Raw genomic sequence first — 23,232 nt, 5'->3', positions numbered from 1 at the left:
GAAGAAAAAGGCGAAAGCGACCGTCTTAAAGGGGGTGGTCGCGCGTAGCGGGCGACGGTGTGCCGCCGTTGACGTTGGGGGTTTTGGCGTGGCGTCCAGCTGCGACATTACCCCCATGCGACATATCATAAGGGCGTCCAGCCCGCATGAACTGGCGCAGGCCGTTTCGAGCAGTAAAGCATGCTTTCCTGCACATGGCCGCATAGCGGCCACCTTCTTTACCCCGGACGTTCGCCCCGCCTTTTCGCCCGACACCGTGGGGCGAATTGATGGGGCGATGTCATGGGGAGAACCGCTGACGAAGGAGGCATCGTGATTTTGAATAAGCTGGCCGTTTCACTGTCGCCGATAGTGAATGGCGCGCTGAGCTTCATTGCTTTTATGCAACAGCATCAGCTGATGCTGGCGCTGTTATCGGGGCTGACGATGCCGTTTTTCGCGTCGATGAAAAGCGATGAACGGCAAAAAGCCCCGTTGTGGCAAAAGCTGATTATTGCTTTCTCCATAGTCTGTTTTCTTTGCGGTACGATGGGGCCGGTACTTATCTGGATTTTCCAGTGGCTTTATCGGGGCCGTGTTATCGCCAGCATTCCCGTTCTGGCATGGCCGGTGCTGATTACCTTTACCGTAACAGGTTTTATTTTCCATATTCTGCTGCGCAGGGTATTAACCCCTGAATTAGATAAAATAAAGAAACGCCTCGTCAGGAAAACCACGCTTGAACGGGAATTACGCACCGATGTCCGTACTGTGAAATCCCTGCTGCCGGAAACATTGCATTATGACCCGCTGGATTATATCGACCTGAACAAAGGGTTATTTATTGGCATGGACCGCGATATTCAGCCGATGTACCTGCCGTTAAAAGACTGGCAAAAACAACACGCGGATATCATCGGCACCACCGGCGCCGGTAAAGGCGTTGCCACCGGGATATTACTTTACCAAAGTATTCTGGCCGGTGAAGGCGTATTTGTTATGGACCCCAAGGATGATGAATGGGCACCACACCTTTACCGAAAAGCCTGTGAAGATGCAGGGAAGCCCTTTGCCTTAATTGACCTGAGGAAACAGGCATACCAGTTAAACCTGATTGAAGAGATCACCGCCGATGAACTGGAAGAGCTTTTTGTTGCTGGTTTCAGTCTGGCAGAGAAAGGTCAGGAGTCGGACTTTTATCGCATTGATGACCGGAAAGCGGCCCGGATAGCCGCGCAGTTTGTCACCCGTAATACTGCCTCAACCATTCGGGATGTGTATAACGGAGACTACGTTCAGGGCATTGCAGATAAGATAAAAGCCTTTTTCGGGAAAATTGAAGAGCTGGCCTTACTCAATGCCATTAATGCCCCCACCGGATTTTCGCTTAATACGATATTTGAGGAAGGTGGTTGCTGTTATGTGATTGGTTCAATGCGCAACAGCAAAATCATTACCGCGCAGCGCATGCTGCTGGTTCGCCTGTACCAGCTGGCAGAAAGGCGTGAGCGAGTGAAAGACGTGCCCCGCCCCATTGCTATTTATCTTTCGGAACTGAAATACCATTTATCCAGGCCCGCGCTGGAAGGTTTAGGCGCGGCACGCGATAAAGGCGTGCATATTATTATGGACCATCAGTCGATTGCCGATTTAAAAGATTGTCCGGCAGATTTGAAAGGTGACGCCGTTGTCGGTGCGGTGGTTGAGAACGCCAAATTCAAACTGGTTTACCGTGTCATGGACCCGGACACCGCGGAATGGGTAGCCAGGATGTCAGGCACCATATTAGTCGATGATGAGGTCCGCAAAGCGAAAACCGATGCCGTGCTGACAGAGACTATCGACGATGAACGCACCATCAGGCAGGCCGAGCGTTTCTTTACCGACAGCAATATGATCTTGAACCTACCCGATTTTGTCAGCTTCATCTTTACGACAAAAGCACTCCCGGCTGCTTCGCTGATTTCGCCCATCAGGGTGAAAAAACGCGAACTGGAGATCAGTGCAGTGCCGCCCGCGATTGCCGCCACCGCCGCAACGGTAAACATCACCCTGGATTTTAACGAGGAGGAAACCTCCCCCCGACCGTCATCAACGCCGGATATCACCAAAACTCGGCCTGATCTTTTTTTTGATACGGACGAAAAAGATACAACAACACCGTTTGCCGATAAAGAGGATAACCCGTCATTGCTGGATTTTTAAAGGGGGGAATGATGCTGATCACCGCATACCGCGAACGCCAGACGCGACACCGCGAAAAAATACAAAAACTGCTGAATTTCCTGAAAGAAGAGACGTACAGTGACTTTAAAACACTGATGCTTCTCTTCGGCTTCAGGGATCATAAATCGCTGTATTCCCTGCTTTCAAAAGTCGAGGGCATGGGGTTAATACAAAAGCACGTCCTGGTATCACGCACGATGAAAATTTCATTGTGGGGCATTACCAGTGACGGGATAGCCGTTGTGTTAACACCCGACGATGCACTTTTCCCGGCGCGGTTTGAGCCGTCAAAAGTTACCGGCTGGACGCTGGAGCATCACCTCGATAATCAGGTCGCCCGGATCATCCTTGAGCAAAAAGGCGCATCCGGGTGGATCAACGGCGATCGCACAACCTTCCTCAGTCGTTACCAGGTCAGTCACCGGCCGGATGGGCTGATCACCTTTCCCGGCGGCACCGTGATCGCCATAGAGACCGAGCGCCGCCTAAAAACTAAAGCCCGTTATCAGTCGATCATCGCCAGCCATTTACTGGCCCGGACCCGTAAAGACTGGATTTACGTTTTCTATATCGTGCCGGATCCGCAGAAAAAGCGCGGTCTTGAACGGTTGTTTGACAGCATCCGGCACGTCATCGTTAACCACCAGCACATCCCGCTGGAAACCCGCCACCGAAATGTCTTCCGCATCTACACGCTCGACGAGTTGCAACGGCTGGGTTTAGGCAACTTCATATAGTTGTTCTGTATCACCAACTGCCCCAACCAGCCCACCAGCAGTGCAACGACCAGAAGTAATGCCCTACCGAAATACTCCCCCATCATCAGAATAGACAGGAGTCCAGAATGAACAGAGAAACTGACCGACTTTCGGACGTACTAACCGAAATGAGCGCAAAAGCGCTGGTCACATGGATGACGTGACCTGCTCCCCATTGTTTCATACATTTCGATAAGAGTAAGCTTTTGAAACCTCTCCCTTAGGTCGTTGCCGACTGTAAGGTTGAATTTTGTTTTAACAGAGAACACTGCCAGATCAAGTCTGAGGCAATATTTATAAAGGGCTGAGCGGGCTCTTTGCCGCCCGCCCTGCAGCCTGAGAATTTTCCTGGCATCAAGTACCAGGAAAATTCTCAGGGGGAATTATACCCCCCTGAAACAAGCTTTACTCTGCCCACTTACCTACAAGATTAAAGCTACATTCTTTTGTGGCTTCTTTCCCCCTGCCCTCAGGCTTTATCCACCAAATAACGATGCGCTTTGGATGCCGCGCTGGCGGCCTTGAAAATATAGCGTTTGTCGTTCTTCAGTGCTTTCAGCCAGGAAGCGATATAGCTTTCATGCTGCACCTCTCCAACGATCCCCAGATCCGCCATCAGGAACGCGCTTCCCAGTTCGGCGATCAACTCCTCAAACGCATACCCCTCACTGCCAAACTTCCCTTTCATTTCACGGTTCAGCCGACTTTTTGCCCCGCTCCAGTGAATCAGCTCATGCAGACCGGTGGCGTAGAAATTGGCAGCATCGGTAAAAAGACAACGTTCCGGTAAACGGATTTCATCGGTTGACGGTGCAAAAAAGGCGTTTTGTCCCTTCTCAATGATGGTTGCACCACTGTTACGGAAAAGCGCTTCCGCACGCGGTAACGGCTCAAAGGTCTCTGCCGGACAAACGGCCTCGTCACTCAGAGGCAAACCATCAATTTGCTCAACATTAAACACGGTGAACGTATTCAGCATCGGGATATAGTCAGTTTCTCCGTCGTCATTTTCCTTTTCCAGCGTGGTATAGAAAATGGCGGTAGTGCCGTGTTCTCCCTTGCGCACCTGCCCGCCTTCCGCTTTTGCCTGCTTGTAGGTCATCCAGCGCGAATCACTGAATCCCTGTTTTGAGGCACTGCACCATAGCAACATGATATTCATTCCACTGTAAGCAGCACCAGTCGCGTAGTTTGAAGGTAATCCTGACATGCCTGGTACGCGCTGCCACGGGCAGGACCACGGCTTAACGCCTGTTTCAAGGGCAGAAATGATGCTGTCAGTGACTGTCTGATAAATATCTGTTTTGGTTCTGGAAAATTTCGTTTTTGAGGAGCCTGACTGCTCCAGCGGGGATACGCTGGTCGCCGTTGCGGTGTTAGGGGCGCTAGTCTGGGTATGCAGGGAAATAGTCATGGTTTTTTCTCCGTCAGTGGTGTGATTTTCGTCTTCGCATCGCCTGACGGTTCGCTTTCCCGGCATCGTTCCGGCATGCAAGGGCGCAGAATGTGTGCCATTTACCCTTGCAGGACGGGCTGTGTTGGGAAACGATTAACCGGAAGCTGATACGGGAACGGAAATCACATGGGAGATAAAATCTGACCGGCATAACCAGGCGTAGCGCCCCTTGGTTCGCGGCGGTGACATAGGTTTGGGGTTTGGGATTTTGATTTAACGGCATTAGTTCAGACCTGAACTGTCAGTCGGTTTTAAAGAGTAGCGGACTTCATAATCCTGTTTTTAATCATTACGCAACGGCTACAACCGGTATACTCGCTCTGGATATCCGATATTCGCATGCAGGGGACCGGACTACTGCCGTACTACAAATCCCAATGAAAGAGAGGTATAGCGAGCGGCTGATTAAGGGTGGTAGTATTAAATTACTCATTGCTTGAACCTAACCGTCAGCCAGTAATATTTTGCGCTGAATGACACCCCTCACCCCTGAAACCTATAACCTATAACCTATAACCTATAACCTACGGAATAATAATATTATTATTTTATTAAGCGCTCTTGCGGCGTTTTCCACTTCAGCAACCTTTCAATCGCCGTATCCTCTGACAGGAACTGGCGAGCCAGTTGTAGCCGTTTCATAACCTGCACCTTTTGCTCAACATCAAGCGTTGCCGTATCTGATTCTGCTTCGTGAAAAAACTGTTCCAGTCGTTTATCTTCAGCCCACTGAACCATAATAGATTTGAGCTCGGCACGGCTGGCACGGTATGCTTCCTGTTCCCGACCTATCCGCTCCTTTTCAAGATATATGGCTAATTCCCGCTCACGCTGGACACACCGCTCCTCAGCTTTGATTCTGGCCTCTTCTAGCTGCTTTGAAATTAGCGGAACAGCCTTCTGCATCGCCGAAATCATCTTAGGGATCTGGCTAATTAACCCGCACTGTTTCGTCTGCCGGAACGGTACCAACCATTCTGCGGAAGAATAAGGCGAGTAAAGCTGCAACAGAAATCGTCCGGTAGGTAGAGTATGTTTTGATACGTGTATCAAAAACTCACTATTTTTCCCCCGAATCCACCGTCCCATCTGTTCGTCACGAATATAGCGGTTTTTGACTTTTTTCGCCGGAACATACTCCGTCATTTCAGCAAGATTAAACGCAAAGTACATATTACCGACACAAATAATACTTGGCGTATAAGGCCGCCATAAATTCTCCAAGCGATATCCTCCCGCTTTTAGATCTTCCATAATATCAATATCCGTACGATGTAGCCTTTCTCCCGGAGCATCCAGCGTTACCCGATAACCCTTTTTCCCCAGAGCTTCAATGAACCGGCTCAGGAACTCAATTGCGTGCTCAAATCCCGTATCAGAAACGTTGAGATCCAGTAATTTCTTTTTCAGAGGTTTATAATAGCCATCTTCTGTAACCGAAGAGACTGGCAGATACGTTTTGAGATCATTTATCAATCCATAGCCATTACTCGTAACAGAAGCTTGCTTTGGGGCGACTGAAGATGCTGATTTTGATACCGTAATGGCAGGAAATTGCATTGATGAATTGCCATTCTCTCGTCCCTTTTCCACCTTACCCTTTCTCAGAGCGGGCAGAGCTGGAATTGCAGGCGCAGTCCCATTCGCAAGTGCCTTCCAGTAACCGGCAAGCGGCCTGGGTATCCGCATTTCGCTGCATCGTTTTGCCAGTAACTCAGTACTGATGTCATACAACACAGTTATACGTTCCGCGGGCTCGCTCCAGACCAAGTGGTACAGCGTTTCCCGATCCTGGGGCAAAGTCTGCGCGGCATCGTGTGGATTAATCTCTGACATTGCGTCTCCCCTCCTATAGGGTACATTATCTGAAATCTTTGCCTGTTGGTGATTGAAAGAAATCTGAGCGGCTTCCCATTGATTGGCGCGACTGAAACTGAGCGGGAAGAGATTGACGCCATTTTGCAAGATACGTGGTAAAGCGCTGACGATGGGTTCTTTCAATAAGCCGATTTCGAATCGGGAAAATCTTGACGTTATCAGAACTGATTGATCGGGAGAAGCGCCGTGGGGCTATATGAGAAGTGGTGTGAGTCTATTAAAGAAAATGACGAACGCAAGTATTACTGGACGTATGTCGAGAAGGACGGCGGCCGCGATGATATCCGGGAGGACCTTGCTGAGACCATTCGCTCGCACTACGACCGACTTGAACGCATCGCCGATGACGTAGGGCGACTAGGATACAAGGTTGCTGCCAAGATCCTCAGCGAGGCAATGCCTAATACCCCCAAGGGCCGCTCTGGCGACCTCGGCGAAATCCTTGCGACTGAACTAGTGGAGGAAGAAATCGGTCTGCGGGTACCCGTGCGCCGGCTCCGTTACAAGGACGGCCGTAACATGGCCATGCGCGGCGATGACTTCATCGGCGCGGGCTACCAAGGCGATAAGCTCTGCCTGCTAAAAGGTGAAGCTAAAAGTAACCAGAAGCTTGGCAAAACCACGGTCACCGCCGCCCGCAAGGTCCTCGACCGCGACAATGGCCGCTGCACGCCTGACTCGCTGCTGTTCGTCGCCAATCGCCTGCTGGAGAGCAACGACGCTGGCGATAACGCACTGGGTCGCGATCTTCGCGACGAAGTGGGTCTTAAGTCCATGCGAGCCGATCGAATCGACCATATGCTCTTCACCGTGTCGGGTAACGGCCCTCACGCTTCCCTGAAAGAGAACCTTGAAGCCGCTGGAGTCAACAGGGACCACTACGTCGTGAACATTCACGTCAAAGACCATCAGGATTTCATTGCAGCAATGTACCTAGAGGCGGAAGATCTTGGAGACGACTGAAGAATTAAACACCTTCCTGACGGCTGCTACAGTTGACGGTATTCTCGGGCGTCTCCTCTATCGCGGTGCAGCTTGGTCGTTGATGCGCAAGGATGGTGTATTGCCGCGAAATGCTCCGCCACTTGGCGCAACCATCGAAACAGATCTTGCCGAGCACGGTTTTGCCCTGCTTCGAGGCGCAATGGCACTGCGGGCTCAAGCTGGTGTTTCGGAACTCACTAGCAAGGCCTTTGAACACGCAGCCAACGCCTTCGAAGCTCTGGTGCGCAATGGTAATCCAGAGTCGCCTGAACGAGGATTCCGCCGCACCATTGCAGCTGCAGCCTACCATCTAGCTGGCTTCTCGGCCGTTGCCTTTTCAATCTTCAACGAGACAGAGGAAGACCTTAACGTCTCACCCGGCGAAATAGCGATCCAACACTTGATACTGCGCGATCTCAACCAACTTCGCGGCTTCGTTCGCGACTGGCTGGATGACGGGGCTCACAGCGATGAGCAGATCGCGACGGCGCTGCAGGGCGAAGACACTGACGTCGACGAAGTGCTGTCGACAATTCTCAATACGACGATCTGCCGTGCCCTAGCATTTTTCGATTTCGCGCTTGAAACCGGCGAGGTCGAGCCGATCGAAACCGCACGAGGGCTGCTTACCACCGCTGTCGAGCTTGCCAACAACGCTGAGAACGTCCCGCTGTGGTGGATCTCGAACCTCTGCCGTCACCTGATCGACGACCTGTGGCAACACTCGCTACATCAGAATTTGCCGACTGAGCCACCCGAGGGTGCGGAGGAAAAATATCCCGACCTGCGGCGGTTGTTTATATCTTCACTTTACGCCCGCAAGACCTCGGAGGTGGAGCTATGGCCATCACAGCGCGAAGCCGCCCAGCGCTCCACAGACGTCACGGACGATCTGGTCGTCGCCCTGCCGACCAGCGCGGGCAAAACACGGGTGGCAGAGATTGCCGCGTTAATGACCCTTTCCTCCGAACGCCGGGTGCTGATCGTCACACCGCTGCGCGCTCTTTCGGCCCAGACCGAACGATCCTTCAGGAAGACCTTCGCGCCACTGGGGTTTGGTGTCTCTTCTCTCTACGGCGCCAGCGGCCTTTCGGCCGGTGATGAAGACGCCCTCCGCACACGGGAGATCATCATTGCGACGCCCGAAAAACTCGACTTCGCGCTGAGAAGCGACCAGACGCTGATTGACGATGTCGGCCTAATCGTCCTCGACGAAGGCCACATGATCGGCCCTAGTGAGCGCGAAATCCGCTATGAGACGCTCGTGCAGCGCCTACTTAGGCGTACGGATGCGGCAGAGCGCCGAATAGTTTGCCTTTCCGCGATCCTGCCAAGCGGCGACGAACTCGACGACCTTACCGCATGGATTCGTTCCGACGAACCCGGAGAGCCTGTGCGTTCCGACTGGCGCCCAACGCGCCAGAGATTCGGCGCGCTTACCTGGCGAGGTAAGGACGCGTTGCTACGACTCGATCTAGACGACGATGGCCCCTTCCTTGACAAATTCGTCGCGGAAAAACCAGCGCTAGGGAAGGAGAAGAAGGCCTATCCACGCAAGAACTCGCACCTCGCTCTGTTCGCGGCATGGGAGTTCGCGAGCCAAGGCAAGCGCACCTTGATCTTCTCTACCCAAGCAAACTGGGTCGAGAGCTACGGTAAACAAGTCGTGGACCTCTGCAAGCGCGGCTATGTGGACTCGTTGCTGGAAGACGAGGCTCCGATTGCCCGCGCCCTAGAAGTCGGCAAGGAATGGTTGGGCGAGGATCACCCAGCCGTGGCCAGCCTGAAGGTGGGCGTTGCCATTCATCACGGCCGACTGCCGAGCCCGTTCCTACGCGAACTGGAACTGCTCCTATCCGAAGGAGCGCTAAAGATTATTGTCGCTTCGCCGACGCTCTCGCAGGGCCTCAATCTCAACGCTGCCGTGCTGCTTGTGCCCTCGCTATATCGCGCCTCAGAGAAGATCAAAGGCGAGGAGTTCGCGAACGTGGCCGGCCGCGCCGGACGTGCATTCGTCGATGTCGAGGGGCTGATCGTCCATGTCATGTTCGACAAAATCAAATGGAGAAAGAAAGAATGGAGGGAAATGGTCGCCTCTGCCAAGGCCAGGATGCTTAAAAGCGGCCTTATCCAGATCGTTGCCGAAATCCTTGAGCGTCTATCGCGCGAGGGCGTCTTGGATCGAGATGACGCCTGGGAATATCTCGCCAACGCCCGCGAGGCTTGGAGGTCACCTGACGAAGAAGCAGGGGTGGCAGAACGACTGGCCGCCGCAGTGGAATACGACGCTACCACCGACGATGAAGACGAGACGGACGACGAGGAGGAAACCATCGACGAGGAGCCCCTGTCTCAGCTCGTCGAACGCCTCGACGCCACCGTATTCGGTCTGATCGAAGCCCTAGACGCTGATCGCGCCGATCTACCTAAGCTTCTAGACGAGGCGCTCAGGGGGTCACTCTGGGCTCGCCAAATTACTCGGGAGGACGAGGATGTCGCTCCCCTGCACCGGAAGGTATTCGAAGCACGCGCTGGTCTCATCTGGAAAGCCACCACCACCCCAACGCGACGCGGGCATTTCGCTATGGGAGTTGGGCTCGAAGCTGGCCTCCTCATCGACGCTATGGCGGACGAGCTGGCCGAACTCATCGACAAGGCAGACAGTGCAGCGTTGAGCGGCGACATCAACGAACTCGCCGATGCTCTCGGCGGACTCGGCGAACGCCTGCTGTTCATGCGGCCCTTTATCCCTGACAAGGCGAACGCGCTGCCGCCGAACTGGAAAGCTATCCTACGTAGTTGGGTGTCCGGGGAAGAAGTCTCCAAGATCGGACCGCAGAACATGCGGGCGGTCGAAGATGCCTTCACCTATCGGCTAGTCTGGGCGTTAGAAGCCGTCCGCACTCGGCGCATTTCCTTCGGCTGGTCGCCGGATACGGTGGCGGGCGGTGCTGCGGCTGCGGTCGAAACCGGTGTCCCCCAGTTCATGATGGCGATGCTGATCCGCGCAGGCCTGCCGTCACGGCGCGCGGCAATGGCGGCCATCGAAGATGCTGAGCCAGTCTTCGTCACGCCCGCAGAAATGCGGGCCTGGCTTGAATCCGACGAGATTACGGCCAAAACCGACGCAGGCGACTGGCCAACACCCGACACCTCCGCGTTATGGGCCCGCTTCCGAACCGAAGCTCTCAGCGGAGGCATCCAGAAATGGTCCGTCGAACGCTACAAGCGCCTACTCGATACCGAGTCCTCCCCGCCCGCTGGACTCTATCGAATCGTCACCGACGAAGGGGACGCGCGGACTTGGCTGGTAACCCCCGACTACCAGCGGATCGCCGTCTTCAAGAAGCCAGCGGTTGATCCCAAGCCCAGCCTATTCTCTGGACGGTTGCCGGGCAAAACCCGGCTCGTGGATGCTCTACGCGTCGGGCGCGGAAAGTTGCGTTGGCCGGCTGCCGACTCCTAAAAGGGAACGGCCAAGATGCTGTATGCCTGGATCGACGACCAGAAGCGCGTACCTGTCGCGAATGGAGAGCGAGCAACCTGACGCGACTGTGGCGACGTGCTAAACGCCGTTATGCCTGTCGAGAATGCGCCCCACTGGCGGCATAAGGCGGACGACTGTGATCCCTGGAGTGAGCTTGGCACCTCGGTTGGAAAGAACACTTCGATATGTCCTTCCGCGAAGTCGCGTTGCGCGACTCAGCGACGGGAGAACCGCACCGAGCTGACATCCTGGTCCGCAGCGGGACCCCGCCCGTGGCTTTGACCACCTTGCTCATGTCGTCCTTGGCTTTTGCAAGCGTCAACGTGTCCCGGTTCGCGCATTGGATGATGGTCTTGCATGCCGGCTGCGCATCAAATGGTTCGATACCAGAGATATCCCGCCCTCGATCACCTCCTGATTGGCCGTGCCAGATCAGGTCATGCCAGTCAGCGCGCACGTGGTACGCAAAAACGAGGCGCTCGAACTGGTTACCACTGTAGTCCTCGAAATGAACCGGAGAAACCATTATCGTCGCAGTCCTCGCTCCCTTTTCTTCGACTATTTGTCTTCAGTACGCCTCGCTACGCTCCAGTGAGTTTCCGCGATAGTCAATGAAAGCCAATGAAAGCCAATGAAAGCCACCAGATCTTGGTGACGAATCTTGAATCGCCAAACGATCACGGAGTTCGATATGCAGAATAACCCGTTTGAGAAAATCGGTCACGACATTGCCGTCGAAACTCACCCACAGCCTGTATCTCTTCCCCTGCCCGGTTCGAACGCCTATAGCGACCTTCCGCAATTTACGAAACATGGCGTTCTGTCATTTCGTCGCACTATCCACCGCCAAGAGCTGCGGCAGATAGTCCTCTTAGCCGAAGTAGAAGCGTGGATCGAGGAACGCAAACAATCCTCGCGCTCCGGCAGCAGATCAACAGGGCCAGACGTCACACTACGCAGGACACGCCCCGTCAATGGGCTCATTGCAGTATCAGATAACAGTACCTAACTTCTGTTGCTGGGCCCAGACGTTCCGAACCGACGGCGATACTCTTCCGCCCCAAGTGCCATCACCTCAACGTCATGCTCGGTCACGTCGATAGCGTTCTTTACACTAAGCTCCCGCTTTAGGATTGCAAGCTCTGGAATAAACTTCGGCTCAGCCCCTCCATTAAATATCGCGGGAAGAAGCAAATACGCGCGTGACTGCCTATAAATATCAAGAAAGCGGCTCAGGTTGACATCGGTTTCTGCATGCATGGTTTGCATACGTGATGCCATCATGAAGGTCTTGCCTGACGTTTCGCCCTCATCATTAGAAAGCCTGGAAGTGATAAGAACACGGTAATGCGCCGGATGGTCAACAGAGACTCCACGCAGAATCGCCATGTAAATTTCGTCCTGCTTATCGACCGTTCCTAGACGTTCACGCCAACGTGCAAAGATCTTCCTGGCGGCATCCTCGTGCTTAAACATGAGCGCAACCCCTGGAGGATACGAGGGCCCCCAATGAGTAAAAGCAGTTCCGGACCAACCGGCTTGACTCCAAAGATGAACATCTATAACAGAGCGAACACCAAGATCGCGATGGTCGCTTGTTGGGAACGGGGCACTTCGTTTTCCTACCGTCGAGCGACTTTCTTGATCCTCAAACGTGTCTAATAAACGGTGGGTGATTACGGGACGCGACGGCTCAAGAGTGAACTCCGATATCGCCATCTGCGTCCAATCGCTGAGCTTCGATAGTCCTTCCTTGTATACGCGTTGCCGACTATTGCCGACAACTACGACCATGCTGATGCGGTCAAGCACCGCCTCATTGCCGAAGAGATGTTCGAGCGTTTTCCGCATATCCTCCACGTAGCAAGTGGCAGCAAAAATCTCAGCAGCCAATCCGATCAACATCTTCTGGACTTCGGCCTGTCGGGCAAATGTAGCGGGTAACAGTCCAGTCGGCCAGCGAACTATCGCCGTCATTTCATCAGTATTGATCGTAAAGTCCGGTGCCAGCACTTCAGAACTATCTTGAAGTGAGATAGTGAAGTTCTCTGTATGCGCTGCGGCGCCGCTTTCGATTGCGGTTGCAAAAAATGCTTCGACGGAACCTATTACTGCTTCTGCGGCAAGAACTAAGGCATCGGAGCACGGGTGAAAGACAGCCACACGAATGCCTAGCACTCTTGAGACAAGACACTGCGAGTCTGCCTCGTTAAAGATGACAGGACCATGCAGGTTGCTAGATGCCGGTTGGCTAGCAAGCAAAGTAAATAGCTCGGCCACACTCTCTGGCGTCTCTTCTTGCGGTATTGATCCCTCCCGACGAAGTTCGGCTTCATGGCCGAGGGCGTAAATCAGCGAGTTTCGACTCTGTTGCAGACCGAGTCCACGAAGAACGTCAGGCAATCGCACAACGTGTTGAAGTTCTTCCGCTGTGAAATTTAAAATTTGGCTCGCCAGAATAAGATCGAACTCCGTAAGTCGCTTCGCGACACGCTCTTTTGATGAGTCGTCGAGCGGAAGTGTCGCCGTACAACCTCGAACTAACCGAACGGCTTCGAGAGCGTCTGGAAGATGCCGAAGTTCGACAGCAATCCAAGCGAGGGTCATGACCATGGGTACGATCGAAACCGGAAGGTCACTGTCCTCCTCGGCTTCGATGAACATCGAAGCCATTGCAAAAATGCATGTAGCCCGCGCAGCCCAGAGCAATCCTGCACTACGATAAGCAAACGTGAGCAGTTGCAGCGCTTCGATCAGAGAGTCGGCATATTCTTTTTTAGTGAGTTGCCGCGCGGCTTTGCCCAGCAAACGAATCATTTCGAAGTTATCTTCGAAATCGAGTTGTTGCGCTCGCTTGAGAAGCACTAACGCACCCTGAGCCTCACCGGTACGCTCAGAAACAAACGCCGCCACCTCGTCAACCAGTTGGACATAACCACTGTCCTTACCGGCGACGATCCCGAACACCTCAATCATTTTAGTCAAACGCTCAGCAGAAAACTCACCGAGACCTCTCGCACACTTGACGACATCCGAGAACTGCGGCCATAGCGAACTAAGTTTTTGAGTGTCTTTATTGAGTGTCGCCTGATTAACTTCTACGACGAGTAAGGACGACTGGGCCTCCAATGCATTGTTTGGACGTTCTTTATTCTCAGCAATTAGCTTTAACCTCTCGGTCAATCTAGATACGCGCTCTTCAAGCTTAGCCTCGTCGACCGTCAAATGCAGATGAATGACCGAGTTGAATAGCAATTGTACTAAATTACAAAGAAACTCAAGGTTTATGGCGTGATCCGTGTCGATCACCAGATTCGCGAACTCGTCGTACCTTCCGTTCAAATACGCGATGTCATCGAACCACCAAAAGGTGTAGTGGTCAACTAATACTGGCCACCGCATTAGACTGTATGTAGAACAGTCGCTCAGATTCGTTTGGCGTTAAGCCGCCGTTATACCAGTGAGGCCGGATGCTGCTGTAGTAGTCCGTGATATAGCGGATGATCGCGCCCTGGGCTTCGCTGAAGCTGTTGTAACCCTTTGTCGGAACCCACTCTGTTTTCAGGCTGCGGAAGAACCGCTCCATTGGCGCATTATCCCAGCAGTTACCCCGCCGACTCATACTTTGCTTTATCCGGCAACGCCACAGGGCTTGCCTGTATTGACGGCTGGTATAATGGCTACCCTGGTCGCTGTGGAACATCACACCTGTTGGCCGTCCCCGAAGTTCCCAGGCCATCTGCAATGCTTTGACCGTGAGTGCCGAGTCCGGTGATGTCGACATGGCCCAACCCACAGGTTTACGGGCGAACAGGTCCAACACCACCGCCAGATAAGCCCAGCATTTGCCCGTCCAGATGTAGGTCACGTCACCGCACCAGACCTGATCCGGCGCGGTGACCGCGAACTGGCGGTCAAGATGGTTCGGGATTTCAACGTGTTCATTGCCGCCGCGTTTGTATTTGTGAGCCGGAACCTGGCAGCTGGCGATGCCCAGCTCTTTCATCAGCTTACCTGCCAGCCAGCGCCCCACTTTGACGCCGGAGTCCCGGGTAACGATGCTCGCGATGCTTCGGGCGCCGGCAGAGCCGCCGCTGGCGTTCCACGCCTCCATGACCTGGCTGCGTTTAGTCACGCGCTCCCCATCTGGCTCATTGGCCGAAGTCTGCCAGTGTCTGTAACTGCTGCGATGTCCCTTAAAAGTCTGGCACAGGGTGGTGACCGGGTATCGCGCCCTCAGCCTGTCGACTACAGTGAACCGTTGAGTGAGTCCGACATTAAGAGCGCCGTAGCCTTTTTTAATATTTCGTTTTCCATTTCAAGGCGTTGTATTTTTTTCTTCATCTCACGCAGCTCGAGCTGCTCAGGGGTGAGAGGAAGCCCCGCAGGGGTTTTCCCTTGTCGTTCCAGTCTGAGTTTATTGACCCAGCGAGTCAGCGCGGAATGGCTGACATTAACCGCTTCGGCGGCTTTAACGAATGTGTAGCCGTGGTCGACAACCAGTTTTGCTGCTTCAAGCTTAAATTCAGCCGTGAAATGTTTAGCCATTTGATCACCTGTCGTGTTGTGGAGGTGAGCATATCACCTCCGATCAGGTGGCCAGTATCAGTGTGCCACTACATTTTCAGGTCTGATAGTTTTGAGCACTGTTAAAGTCATTGCCCTAACTCAGCCACTTCCTTATCTTATTCCAAAGAGATAATGGCTCGGTTCTCATCCCAGACGGCTCCTCAGTTGGCTCCTGTTTCAGCTCTTCAGATGCTACCGTCGCATTAGTCTGCGCGTAATAACGCTTCTTAGCCGCTTTATCTCGACGCATCTCTGCATCGATTCTGGCTTTATCCCAAGGAGGTGCTTTCAGTACGCGGTTACACTGGATTACATAGTGAGATCGACAGGGTAAATTCCAGTTTCCCACTGATGGCCACAGCGACACGGTCTCGCCATCGAAAGTCAGCTTCCAGTCAGTTGGGGTCAGAGGCGTTACAACCTCATGCCCGCAACCACAACAGCAATTGTGAATCACTGTGCCATACTCCATGGAAACATACAGGATACTTGGTTCAATTTCTCGCGGAATCCCTTTCACGAAACACGGGGTCAGTTGGTTATGGCGTATCATAGTAAGTCACCATTCAGTAACATATTCCCGTCAGTCGTATATGAACAGTTATGTTCATTTTCAAGATCACGATAAAACCCGAGTAGTTTCTTCCATTTGATGACGGCAAGTGCCGCATTCAACATGTTTAACTCGGCGACTTGAATATTTGAAGCGTAAACGTTTTCTGCGCCACTCTCCTTAAAAGACACACGTGTGCGAATGTGATCTCGTTTCTCTGGAGTACTGGTCGTCACCCTCAGGATGCCACCCAGCGATCCGTCCACCAGCTCGAGCCCCATTCCCACGTCTATGAATGACACGCCCATGTCTTCCAGCTTCTGCATCGCTAAGCGTTTTGGCTCTCCTGCGTCCATACAAAGGAAGGCAAAGGTAATTCCGTCCAAGAGAGTAAGACTATCCTGGCTTATCCGTACTGCATACGTCACGATACGACGGTGCATCTGACCGTAAATTCCCGCCAGGTAATCCACTTTCTTCGGCACTTCCCTGAGAGTGTTAATCGACGGGGCGCCGGGGGCGCGAAAAGCGTTGTGCTGAAGAAAATCATCACCATCGATGAGACGTATCTCACTGACTGGTGTTTTAGCTATCTGGTCCAGTATATAGGAACCTGTACCACCGACACCGATGATGGCAATGTGCTGACCTTCAAGCCGTGCAGTTAATGCCCCGATCCCGACCCGATCAGATGCAGTTTCAAGATAGTTAAAGACGCCCCCTTCCTCCTCATCAGGGGTTTTAAAAACACGTGGGCTAACGCCAGGTTTGAGGGTTGCGGCGTGGCCAGAGATGATCGTCGCATAGGTGGACATCTTCTGATGATAGTCACTGTAACCTTCAGGCCCAGGCTTACTGGAGAATAAGTGCTGAGCAGACAGTCCATGCCCAAGATTTACCGCTTCACTCTGATGAAAAATAGCCTGGATGCGCACCCCCTGGGAAGTGCATGGAAATTCTCCATCAAAGTGAATAGTGTGTGGTTCCGGTTTTTGAGTAGCGTCTCCAGACAGGCAAAGACTCGATATGAGCGTGCCGGTTTTAACTTCCCGTTGCGCGTTAACGTACGGAACGTCACGCATGACCAGAAAGCCACCCACAATTTGTACGTGATAACCTTCTTCGCGCAAGCGCTTCAGATCGCTATTAAGATTGAATAGTGCGGCCGACATTGATCACGCTCCCGTTTTTCACGTTGATATAGGCACCCGCAGCTAACTCACCACTGTGTGGTTTTGAGTCCGCTCCACGATATGTGATTGAATAAACGATCTCTGCAGTTGGGGCTTCGCCTGGATATGCGATAGCCACAAATTGCTCGAAAGTTTGATGACTATCGCTGACCTGAACTTCACGCCCGTTAACGACGATATCAATCTTTGGTTTACGCTTTGGCGCCGTTACAAAGTGTTCAATGCCCGGCGTCGTAAGATCCACCGCCTCATTCGGTTCAATCTGGCGATCATCACCGCCACGGACAACCATAAATACAGCATCGCCATCGGCTGGTTTTGCCAGCTCATAAAGTGCTGCTCCCGAAATTGCAGGTTTTCCCCACGATACCTGGCTGTCGTTTACGGTAAGTTTGAAATCACGATCGGTCTGGAAGGCCACGAACCGTTCAGCGCCACGACCGCGTAAATCGAAAGGTTCATCAAGTCGCAGATCTTCAAAGTCGCCCGTCTGAAGAATAGCGAAGAGGCTGTAACCATCATTTACACGCAGGCCTGCGGCAATCAGAATCTGACGCCCCAGTGGAACTGGGTCATTGATCTCAATTGCGTGAAAATCCAGGTTTTCCTGCGCAAACAGGATGCGGTAGGCATTTGCCGGACGCAGTTCGCGGCCTTCGCGAATCGCTTCTCCGACATCGTCGATATTGTTAATATTTTGGCTGTTCATCTTGTGCATGTCCTTGAGTTTGGCCAGACGGTGTCTGGCTCTAATACTCAATCGATGCAGCGCTACCAAAGCGGTAAATTATTTTAGAATTTTTTTTGAAGCGCGCCTGGCGGTGTCAATCCGCAGACGAAAAATGCCGGGCAGGAGGGACAAACACGGGATGATGATTCGGCGGGAAATACCCCCCGACCTATAGAGTTCAGGGCATCAAGAAGCTTTTCCTGCCGGTTATGCAGCACCTTAGTGGTCAGTTCAACCGGCGTTACAGTCTTATCAGAAACATGAACTAACTCAACTATCGCGTCAGGAAAGGCTCTCCTTGCTGCGAGTACAAAAGCGGCAGCGCTAAGGTCCGATTCTTCTTTATCTCTTTTATGTCCGGTTCTGACCCGGCGAAACGTACGTCGGCCATCTGAGTGAATCAGCACATCGTCAGGTTGTACGGTGACAGGAATATTCCCAAGCTTAATCGTGAGTACACTGGGTGTTTCAGGTGAATGGCCTTCGCGAATTGAACTGAAATAGCTCACCATGTCTATTGCCAGAGATTTAAACTCAGGGGCATATCCGTGCTCAGCCAGACCTTCAGCTTCGAGGGCCTGCTCAACGCTGCCTTCCATATTTGTTGATATTGTCGACTCCGCCTCGATCATATCTCTGAACACATTTCGGACAGCATCGTGCATTTTTGAGAATGGAGTGGGCGTCCGCCTTCCCCCAATCTGAAGGACGTGAGTATAGAAGAATCGTCGCGGACATGACTCATAGAGTGATACCTGATCGCCACTGAGCTTGAGGTCTCCATCCACAGCCCAGTCTATTGGTAACGATTCGGGGGGCTCAATGACCGGATGATGGGGTTCTGTGTTCATTTGAACCAGATCAAGCTCAATACGGTCCAGATACTCGGATTTCCTTCGTGCACTACCTGCAGCGTTTCGCAGTGCAGCATAGAGAAATAGCTGTTCCTTCGCTCTCGACAATGCAACGTAGAATAAGCATTCTCTCTCCGCCTTGTGCTCCTGACTGAGCTGCTCTTTGTTATTAAACTTTCTACCGGCGATCATTCCATCGGGTGGCGGGCAGGGTTGCTTTTGTGTAAAACCAGGTAAGGTATCTGCATTCATGCCTGGTATATGAACTACAGGAAATTCCAGCCCTTTCGCACCATGAATGGTCATGAGGCGAACAGCGTCAATGCTTTGTGCTGCTACCGGGAGTTGCCGGAGGTCACGATCGTCCCCGAGTCGGACTAAACGACGGATGCGATCTAATGTGCGGGTGATAAATAATCCTTCGCCAGTTGAGGGCTGGACTCGCAAGAAATTAAGTAACTGCCAGGTTGCAATACATTGGGAGCGGTCACTGCTAGCTGGAGACATTGCCATGCGGGCGACTATGCGTGTCCTGTCTAAAAGCACAGTTGCCAGCACAGTCCAGGGTGAAGTCGCTCCGTTATAACCATCCAGTGCTTTAATCAGTCGCTTTATGACCGCATGGCCATTCTCAGAGATTTGGAACTGATCTGTTTTTTCTCTCCAGTCCCCTCTGTCATCTTGTTCACGCAGGCAGGCAAGTATATTGCCGACATCTTCCAGCGACATTGTAAATTCTGGCAGGCAAGCCATTCGCACCAGGCCCATTGCGCGGCGATCCACCAAAAGGGAAAGCAGCGACAGGCAATCCTTAATCTCGGGACGCTCGAAAACACTGCCTAGGAACAGAACAGGGATGCCTAAGCGCTCGAGCTGTTGCCCGATTTCTGAGAGTTTTTCATTGCCTGTGCAGAGAACGGCCTGATCACGATATGGATATCCGGCATCCAGCATTTCCTGTATCGCGTCTGCAAGAGCAGGTGACTGCTGGACGCCTTGTCCCACAAAGCGAAGCTCGGGTTTGCAGGCATTACTCTCCCGGTTCGGGTGTAGCCCGCTTTCAGCATCCCCCACAGCCATGCCCACCGCAAATCTCGAAAATGCTGAAACTATTTCAGGTACCGATCGATAGTTCGTTTTTAACCGATATCGCATCCCGCCTGGAAAATCTTCATTTCCAAAGCGCGTCATGTTAAATGAAGAGGCACCTCTGAAACGATAGATTGACTGCTTAGCATCCCCAACTGCCCACAGGTTCTCACCCTCACCACATATGGCTTTCAGCAGTCGCACGCTGCTGTGGTTGACGTCCTGGTATTCGTCCACCAAAACATGTTCATAGGTAGACTGAATATGAGAGCGAATAGCTTCATTTTCTTCAAGCAGCTTTACAGGTAGTGAAACCAGGTCCCCAAAGTCTATACATTCAGACTGTTGCTTGAGGCTTTCATAAGCTGCGTACACCCTGGCGACTTCAATCGCTTTCTCTGCTTCAAGGATGGCATCAGTCTCAACAGCGCTATCGCGCATGGCCTGCGCCAGTCCAAGGTAAGTGCTTGCATCGACTACCTCATCTTTAGCGCGTGATATGCCGGTGAGAAAGTCAGCGATAATTCGGCTTGGATCATAAAGATTGCGGTAATGAACCAAGCCTAATTTAGGGAACTCATGCTCCAGCAGTTCTACTGCTTCTGTACGGTCCAGCATTCGGGGAGCTTGCGGCAGATTCAGCTTATCGTGAAACCGGCGAACCAAATCGAGGCCGAATGAGTGGAAGGTACCGATCCACATCGCAGCCGCAGCAGCGCTATCAACTCGCGCAATCCTTTCAGCCATTTCTCCAGCGGCTTTATTTGAAAAAGTCAGCAGGAGAATTTTACGGGGATCAACCCCTTCATTAAGCAGTCCTTTAACACGGCCTACCAATGTCTGTGTTTTTCCTGTGCCGGGTCCGGCTTCAAGCAGAAAGGCAGCGCAACGATGAGCAGCGGCTTCTGCCTGTTCATCGTTTAGGGGAAATTCAATTGCTGGCTTTTGATTTTCAGGCAATGTCGGGGGCAACAGTAGTGCGTCAAAAAGTTGCAGGGCAACGACGTCAAACGGCGCGCCAAGCCTTTCGGCAATACTTGAAGCACTTTGGCCTTCCAGATAAAGCGTGCTGACAAAATGCCTCGGCAGCAAAAACTCGCGCGCAAATAGATCCATCTGGACCTCTCTTCGCTGTCTGCGGCTGTAATCAACGACTCGTTCAACTCCCAGAGGCGAGGATTCCGATGTCCTGGTGGGATCTATCGTATAGCTCGTCTCATCCTCTTCGACATCATCTCCAAGTTCAGCATGACCAATTTCATGAGCGACGAGGAATGCCTGTTCAAAAAGAGTTGCACATTTTTCGTGGAGGATAAACATCTCCTCTGGAATAAAGCGAGCCCGTGCGCCCCTCAGATTAGGCGATCCTTTACTGGTTCTCTCCACATCAAGGCCTCGCCGTTTTGCTTCTGCAACAGCAAACTCATAGGGTGCCCATGGATTATGTCCTGAAGCAACGGCTTGGTCATGTAGAGCAGCAGCGGCCTTGCGAGCCAGTTCCACGGCTTGCACGTTATCAATCCTCTTCCATTAAGTGACCGATATCGTCCTCAGGCCAGTCAGCATCCCGCAGCAGTTGTTCAAAAGTAATCTTTTCTGCATCACCCGGTTTAGTGTTGGACTTATAGCTCCCTGCAACCTCCATGTGTGGCTGTTTGAGGGATGTAAACAGGTGCTGAACGCTTGTCTGAAGTTTTTCAGCAAAGCTGATCATAACCTTCCGGGGAACAGACTCGGCAATTACGTTTCGTTCTTTAAATGCCATAACAACCTGCCGGGGGAGATTAAGCGATTTAGCGAGATGACGCATTTCCTTAGCCGGGATATTGGCGAAGGGGTCACCTGTTGTTTTCCCCGGTGACGTCTGGATGCGAGTGACAGCCGAATTGATTAAGCGGCGCTGGGACTCAGAGAGTGGTGCATCATGCTCAATTGATGATCTGGCTATCTCTCGAGATAAATCTATGAGGTCATTGGCAAATTCTGGGAAGGCTGTGAGGTACTTTTGCAGAGTCGCTTTTCCCACATCATGCTCTATGGAAAATGACTCCAGCACCTCTTCCAGGGATGCCTGAGGTGAAAGTCCGGTCATCATATGCCCCCTTCAAGCAATTTTTTCAGACGTGCAAACGCCCTGTTTTTCTGATTATGGATGGTTTTTTCAGACTTGTTAAGAGCCTTGGAAATTGTCATCTCTTGAGGGTCGATGGAGTCTATTGGAAAATCTAATCGGATCATCTCAATGATTCGCTTCTGTAGATCGGGTAAAGTCTCAATCGCCGCATCAAGCTCACGACGGTAATGAAAATGATTGAAATCTGTTTGTTCAAAAGGATTAAAACCTTCAGAAGCAGTTTCAACCTCTGAAGTAATGTCCTCTGAATCATCGTACTCCAGTTCAGTATTTCTTTTCTCAGACCGATAAGACTTCTGCAGGGCATCGTTTTTTAGACTTAAAACGGCTTTGTCAAAACGGATTTCAAACATGTCCAGTCGTGCATCATAACCCGCTTTATCGAGCATGAGCATTTCAACAAAACGGTCAAAAACGCTCTCCTGAATGTCGCTGTTCAGCATTGATACAGAACTTCCACCAGGATTAGCGGATCGAGGAAGCTTCCTGAAAATGCGTTCTGAGAGGATCCTGAAGAGGGGATCAAAAAGAGTTTGGTTAGTCAATGCGCTGCGCCGGACGAAGTAAAGAAGACATTCACTGGGCACATATTGCGGATGTGTATTGCTCTGCTTACACAACTGAATCAGATTTTCATCCGTGAGGGTTACTAATTCTGTCAACCTGGCTTCAATCTCAGGAATGCGTGTGTACAGCTTTCCACCCTCGGTTTGTTTTTGAAGAGGAATGATCAATGCAACCTCCATCATAATGCTTGTGTGTCGAATAAGTGCTTTCTGCGCTAGTAAGGGGTCGCAAGATTAAAGAAGCACAATGGTTAATTTTCCGGCGTTATTATCATTTCACATCTAGCAGTCTGTTCTTGTTTGATGGTCTAAAAGACAACATAGGTTCTTGATTTAGCTCGATTTAACTCCTCAGCCATTGAGAGTGTTGAATTAACGAATCGCATCAGCTACATGGTGTTGGTTCTGCTGAATGTACCCGATCCAATGGGCCTTTGTGCATCATTAATTTGGTGACAGGTTTACAGCGTTGACTTGCTCCCCATAAATTAACATATCTCAATGTTATCAATGTCTGCTTTTGGCACTCAGCCGACAGTTAAACCTCTTTGCACACAGTTTCACATAGGATAAACGCCTTCGACGTTACCTCTAACTACGCTTCATTTTTAGAGAGTAAAATAGTAATGTTCACCCATGCTGCGAGACGCTCATACCAGATTTATGGAATCCGCAACTATTGGTGGTCATTAGGGTGGTCTTGACAGAAAGGGAATTCAGGTTTAGCTTGTTTATTAGCCAGTTACTGGCGAAGGCGATCCCAGTCAGAGGAGCCA

15 protein-coding genes and 1 pseudogene are annotated in these 23,232 nt (G+C 51.9%); 5 read left to right on the top strand and 11 right to left on the bottom strand.

The features are described 5' to 3' along the window. Nucleotides 1-204, bottom strand: a pseudogene (locus tag J8X26_RS21625) (hypothetical protein); the annotation flags it as partial. A gap of 108 nt (nucleotides 205-312) precedes the next feature. On the opposite strand from J8X26_RS21625, the gene J8X26_RS21620 reads away from it, so the two are divergent. Together J8X26_RS21620 and mobC are read left to right on the top strand one after the other, a co-directional pair. Further along, the gene (locus J8X26_RS21620; RefSeq protein ID WP_208951918.1) at nucleotides 313-2,184 is read left to right on the top strand and encodes a type IV secretory system conjugative DNA transfer family protein; all 1,872 of its coding nucleotides are present in this window, start codon (nucleotides 313-315) and stop codon (nucleotides 2,182-2,184) included. A gap of 11 nt (nucleotides 2,185-2,195) precedes the next feature. Then, a complete protein-coding gene (mobC, locus tag J8X26_RS21615; protein ID WP_208951922.1) occupies nucleotides 2,196-2,942 on the top strand; it encodes a MobC family replication-relaxation protein in 747 nt (248 codons plus the stop codon). A gap of 490 nt (nucleotides 2,943-3,432) precedes the next feature. Here the strand turns inward: mobC and J8X26_RS21610 are convergent, their stop codons facing one another. Beyond that, nucleotides 3,433-4,377, bottom strand: a complete 945-nt coding sequence (locus J8X26_RS21610; RefSeq protein ID WP_208951917.1) for an ArdC family protein — start codon at nucleotides 4,375-4,377, stop codon at nucleotides 3,433-3,435. Nucleotides 4,378-4,962: 585 nt separating this feature from the next. Continuing rightward, complete coding sequence (locus J8X26_RS21605; RefSeq protein ID WP_208951921.1) at nucleotides 4,963-6,255, bottom strand: hypothetical protein; 1,293 nt, start codon at nucleotides 6,253-6,255, stop codon at nucleotides 4,963-4,965. 228 nt (nucleotides 6,256-6,483) lie between these two features. Here J8X26_RS21605 and J8X26_RS21600 point away from each other — a divergent pair, with 228 nt between their 5' ends. The 3 genes from J8X26_RS21600 to J8X26_RS21590 all read left to right on the top strand — a co-directional run bounded on the left by J8X26_RS21600 (nucleotide 6,484) and on the right by J8X26_RS21590 (nucleotide 11,777). Continuing rightward, the gene (locus J8X26_RS21600) at nucleotides 6,484-7,260 is read left to right on the top strand and encodes a DUF1837 domain-containing protein (RefSeq protein ID WP_086523376.1); all 777 of its coding nucleotides are present in this window, start codon (nucleotides 6,484-6,486) and stop codon (nucleotides 7,258-7,260) included. After that, nucleotides 7,247-10,747: a DEAD/DEAH box helicase gene (locus J8X26_RS21595; protein ID WP_208951916.1), complete on the top strand. Its 3,501-nt coding sequence runs from the start codon at nucleotides 7,247-7,249 to the stop codon at nucleotides 10,745-10,747. The genes J8X26_RS21600 and J8X26_RS21595 overlap by 14 nt, the downstream gene beginning before the upstream one ends. 712 nt (nucleotides 10,748-11,459) lie before the next feature. Next, nucleotides 11,460-11,777 (top strand): hypothetical protein, encoded by a 318-nt coding sequence (locus tag J8X26_RS21590; protein WP_244370776.1) that lies wholly within the window; start codon nucleotides 11,460-11,462, stop codon nucleotides 11,775-11,777. Here the strand turns inward: J8X26_RS21590 and J8X26_RS21585 are convergent. The 8 genes from J8X26_RS21585 to J8X26_RS21555 all read right to left on the bottom strand — a co-directional run bounded on the left by J8X26_RS21585 (nucleotide 11,774) and on the right by J8X26_RS21555 (nucleotide 22,624). After that, the gene (locus J8X26_RS21585) at nucleotides 11,774-14,077 is read right to left on the bottom strand and encodes a tetratricopeptide repeat protein (RefSeq protein ID WP_208951915.1); all 2,304 of its coding nucleotides are present in this window, start codon (nucleotides 14,075-14,077) and stop codon (nucleotides 11,774-11,776) included. The two genes, J8X26_RS21590 and J8X26_RS21585, sit on opposite strands and share 4 nt — an antisense overlap. Nucleotides 14,078-14,147: 70 nt before the next feature. Next, nucleotides 14,148-15,316, bottom strand: a protein-coding gene (locus tag J8X26_RS21580) for an IS3 family transposase (RefSeq protein WP_374101300.1) whose coding sequence is annotated in 2 segments (ribosomal slippage) — nucleotides 14,148-15,061 and nucleotides 15,061-15,316 — 1,170 coding nt in all. Because the reading frame shifts where the segments join, the coding sequence is not laid out codon by codon here. 115 nt (nucleotides 15,317-15,431) lie between these two features. Beyond that, nucleotides 15,432-15,809, bottom strand: a complete 378-nt coding sequence (locus tag J8X26_RS27745; RefSeq protein WP_233598607.1) for a DUF6527 family protein — start codon at nucleotides 15,807-15,809, stop codon at nucleotides 15,432-15,434. A gap of 77 nt (nucleotides 15,810-15,886) precedes the next feature. Further along, entirely contained in the window at nucleotides 15,887-17,062 is a 1,176-nt protein-coding gene (locus J8X26_RS21575) for a ThiF family adenylyltransferase (protein ID WP_208951913.1), read from the bottom strand. Continuing rightward, nucleotides 17,037-17,792 (bottom strand): multiubiquitin domain-containing protein, encoded by a 756-nt coding sequence (locus J8X26_RS21570; RefSeq protein WP_208951912.1) that lies wholly within the window; start codon nucleotides 17,790-17,792, stop codon nucleotides 17,037-17,039. Before J8X26_RS21570 ends, J8X26_RS21575 begins: the two co-directional genes overlap by 26 nt. 83 nt (nucleotides 17,793-17,875) lie before the next feature. Continuing rightward, nucleotides 17,876-21,268, bottom strand: a complete 3,393-nt coding sequence (locus tag J8X26_RS21565; protein WP_208951911.1) for a UvrD-helicase domain-containing protein — start codon at nucleotides 21,266-21,268, stop codon at nucleotides 17,876-17,878. 4 nt (nucleotides 21,269-21,272) lie between these two features. Then, nucleotides 21,273-21,851 (bottom strand): hypothetical protein, encoded by a 579-nt coding sequence (locus J8X26_RS21560; RefSeq protein WP_208951910.1) that lies wholly within the window; start codon nucleotides 21,849-21,851, stop codon nucleotides 21,273-21,275. Then, on the bottom strand, nucleotides 21,848-22,624 hold the full coding sequence (locus J8X26_RS21555; protein WP_244370774.1) for an RNA polymerase sigma factor: 777 nt from the start codon (nucleotides 22,622-22,624) through the stop codon (nucleotides 21,848-21,850). Before J8X26_RS21555 ends, J8X26_RS21560 begins: the two co-directional genes overlap by 4 nt. Nucleotides 22,625-23,232: the final 608 nt, after the last annotated feature.

It is taken from the genome of Rahnella sp. ChDrAdgB13 (assembly GCF_017655185.1).
GTDB lineage: Bacteria > Pseudomonadota > Gammaproteobacteria > Enterobacterales > Enterobacteriaceae > Rahnella > Rahnella contaminans.
This window is presented reverse-complemented; position numbering and strand designations above follow the sequence as displayed.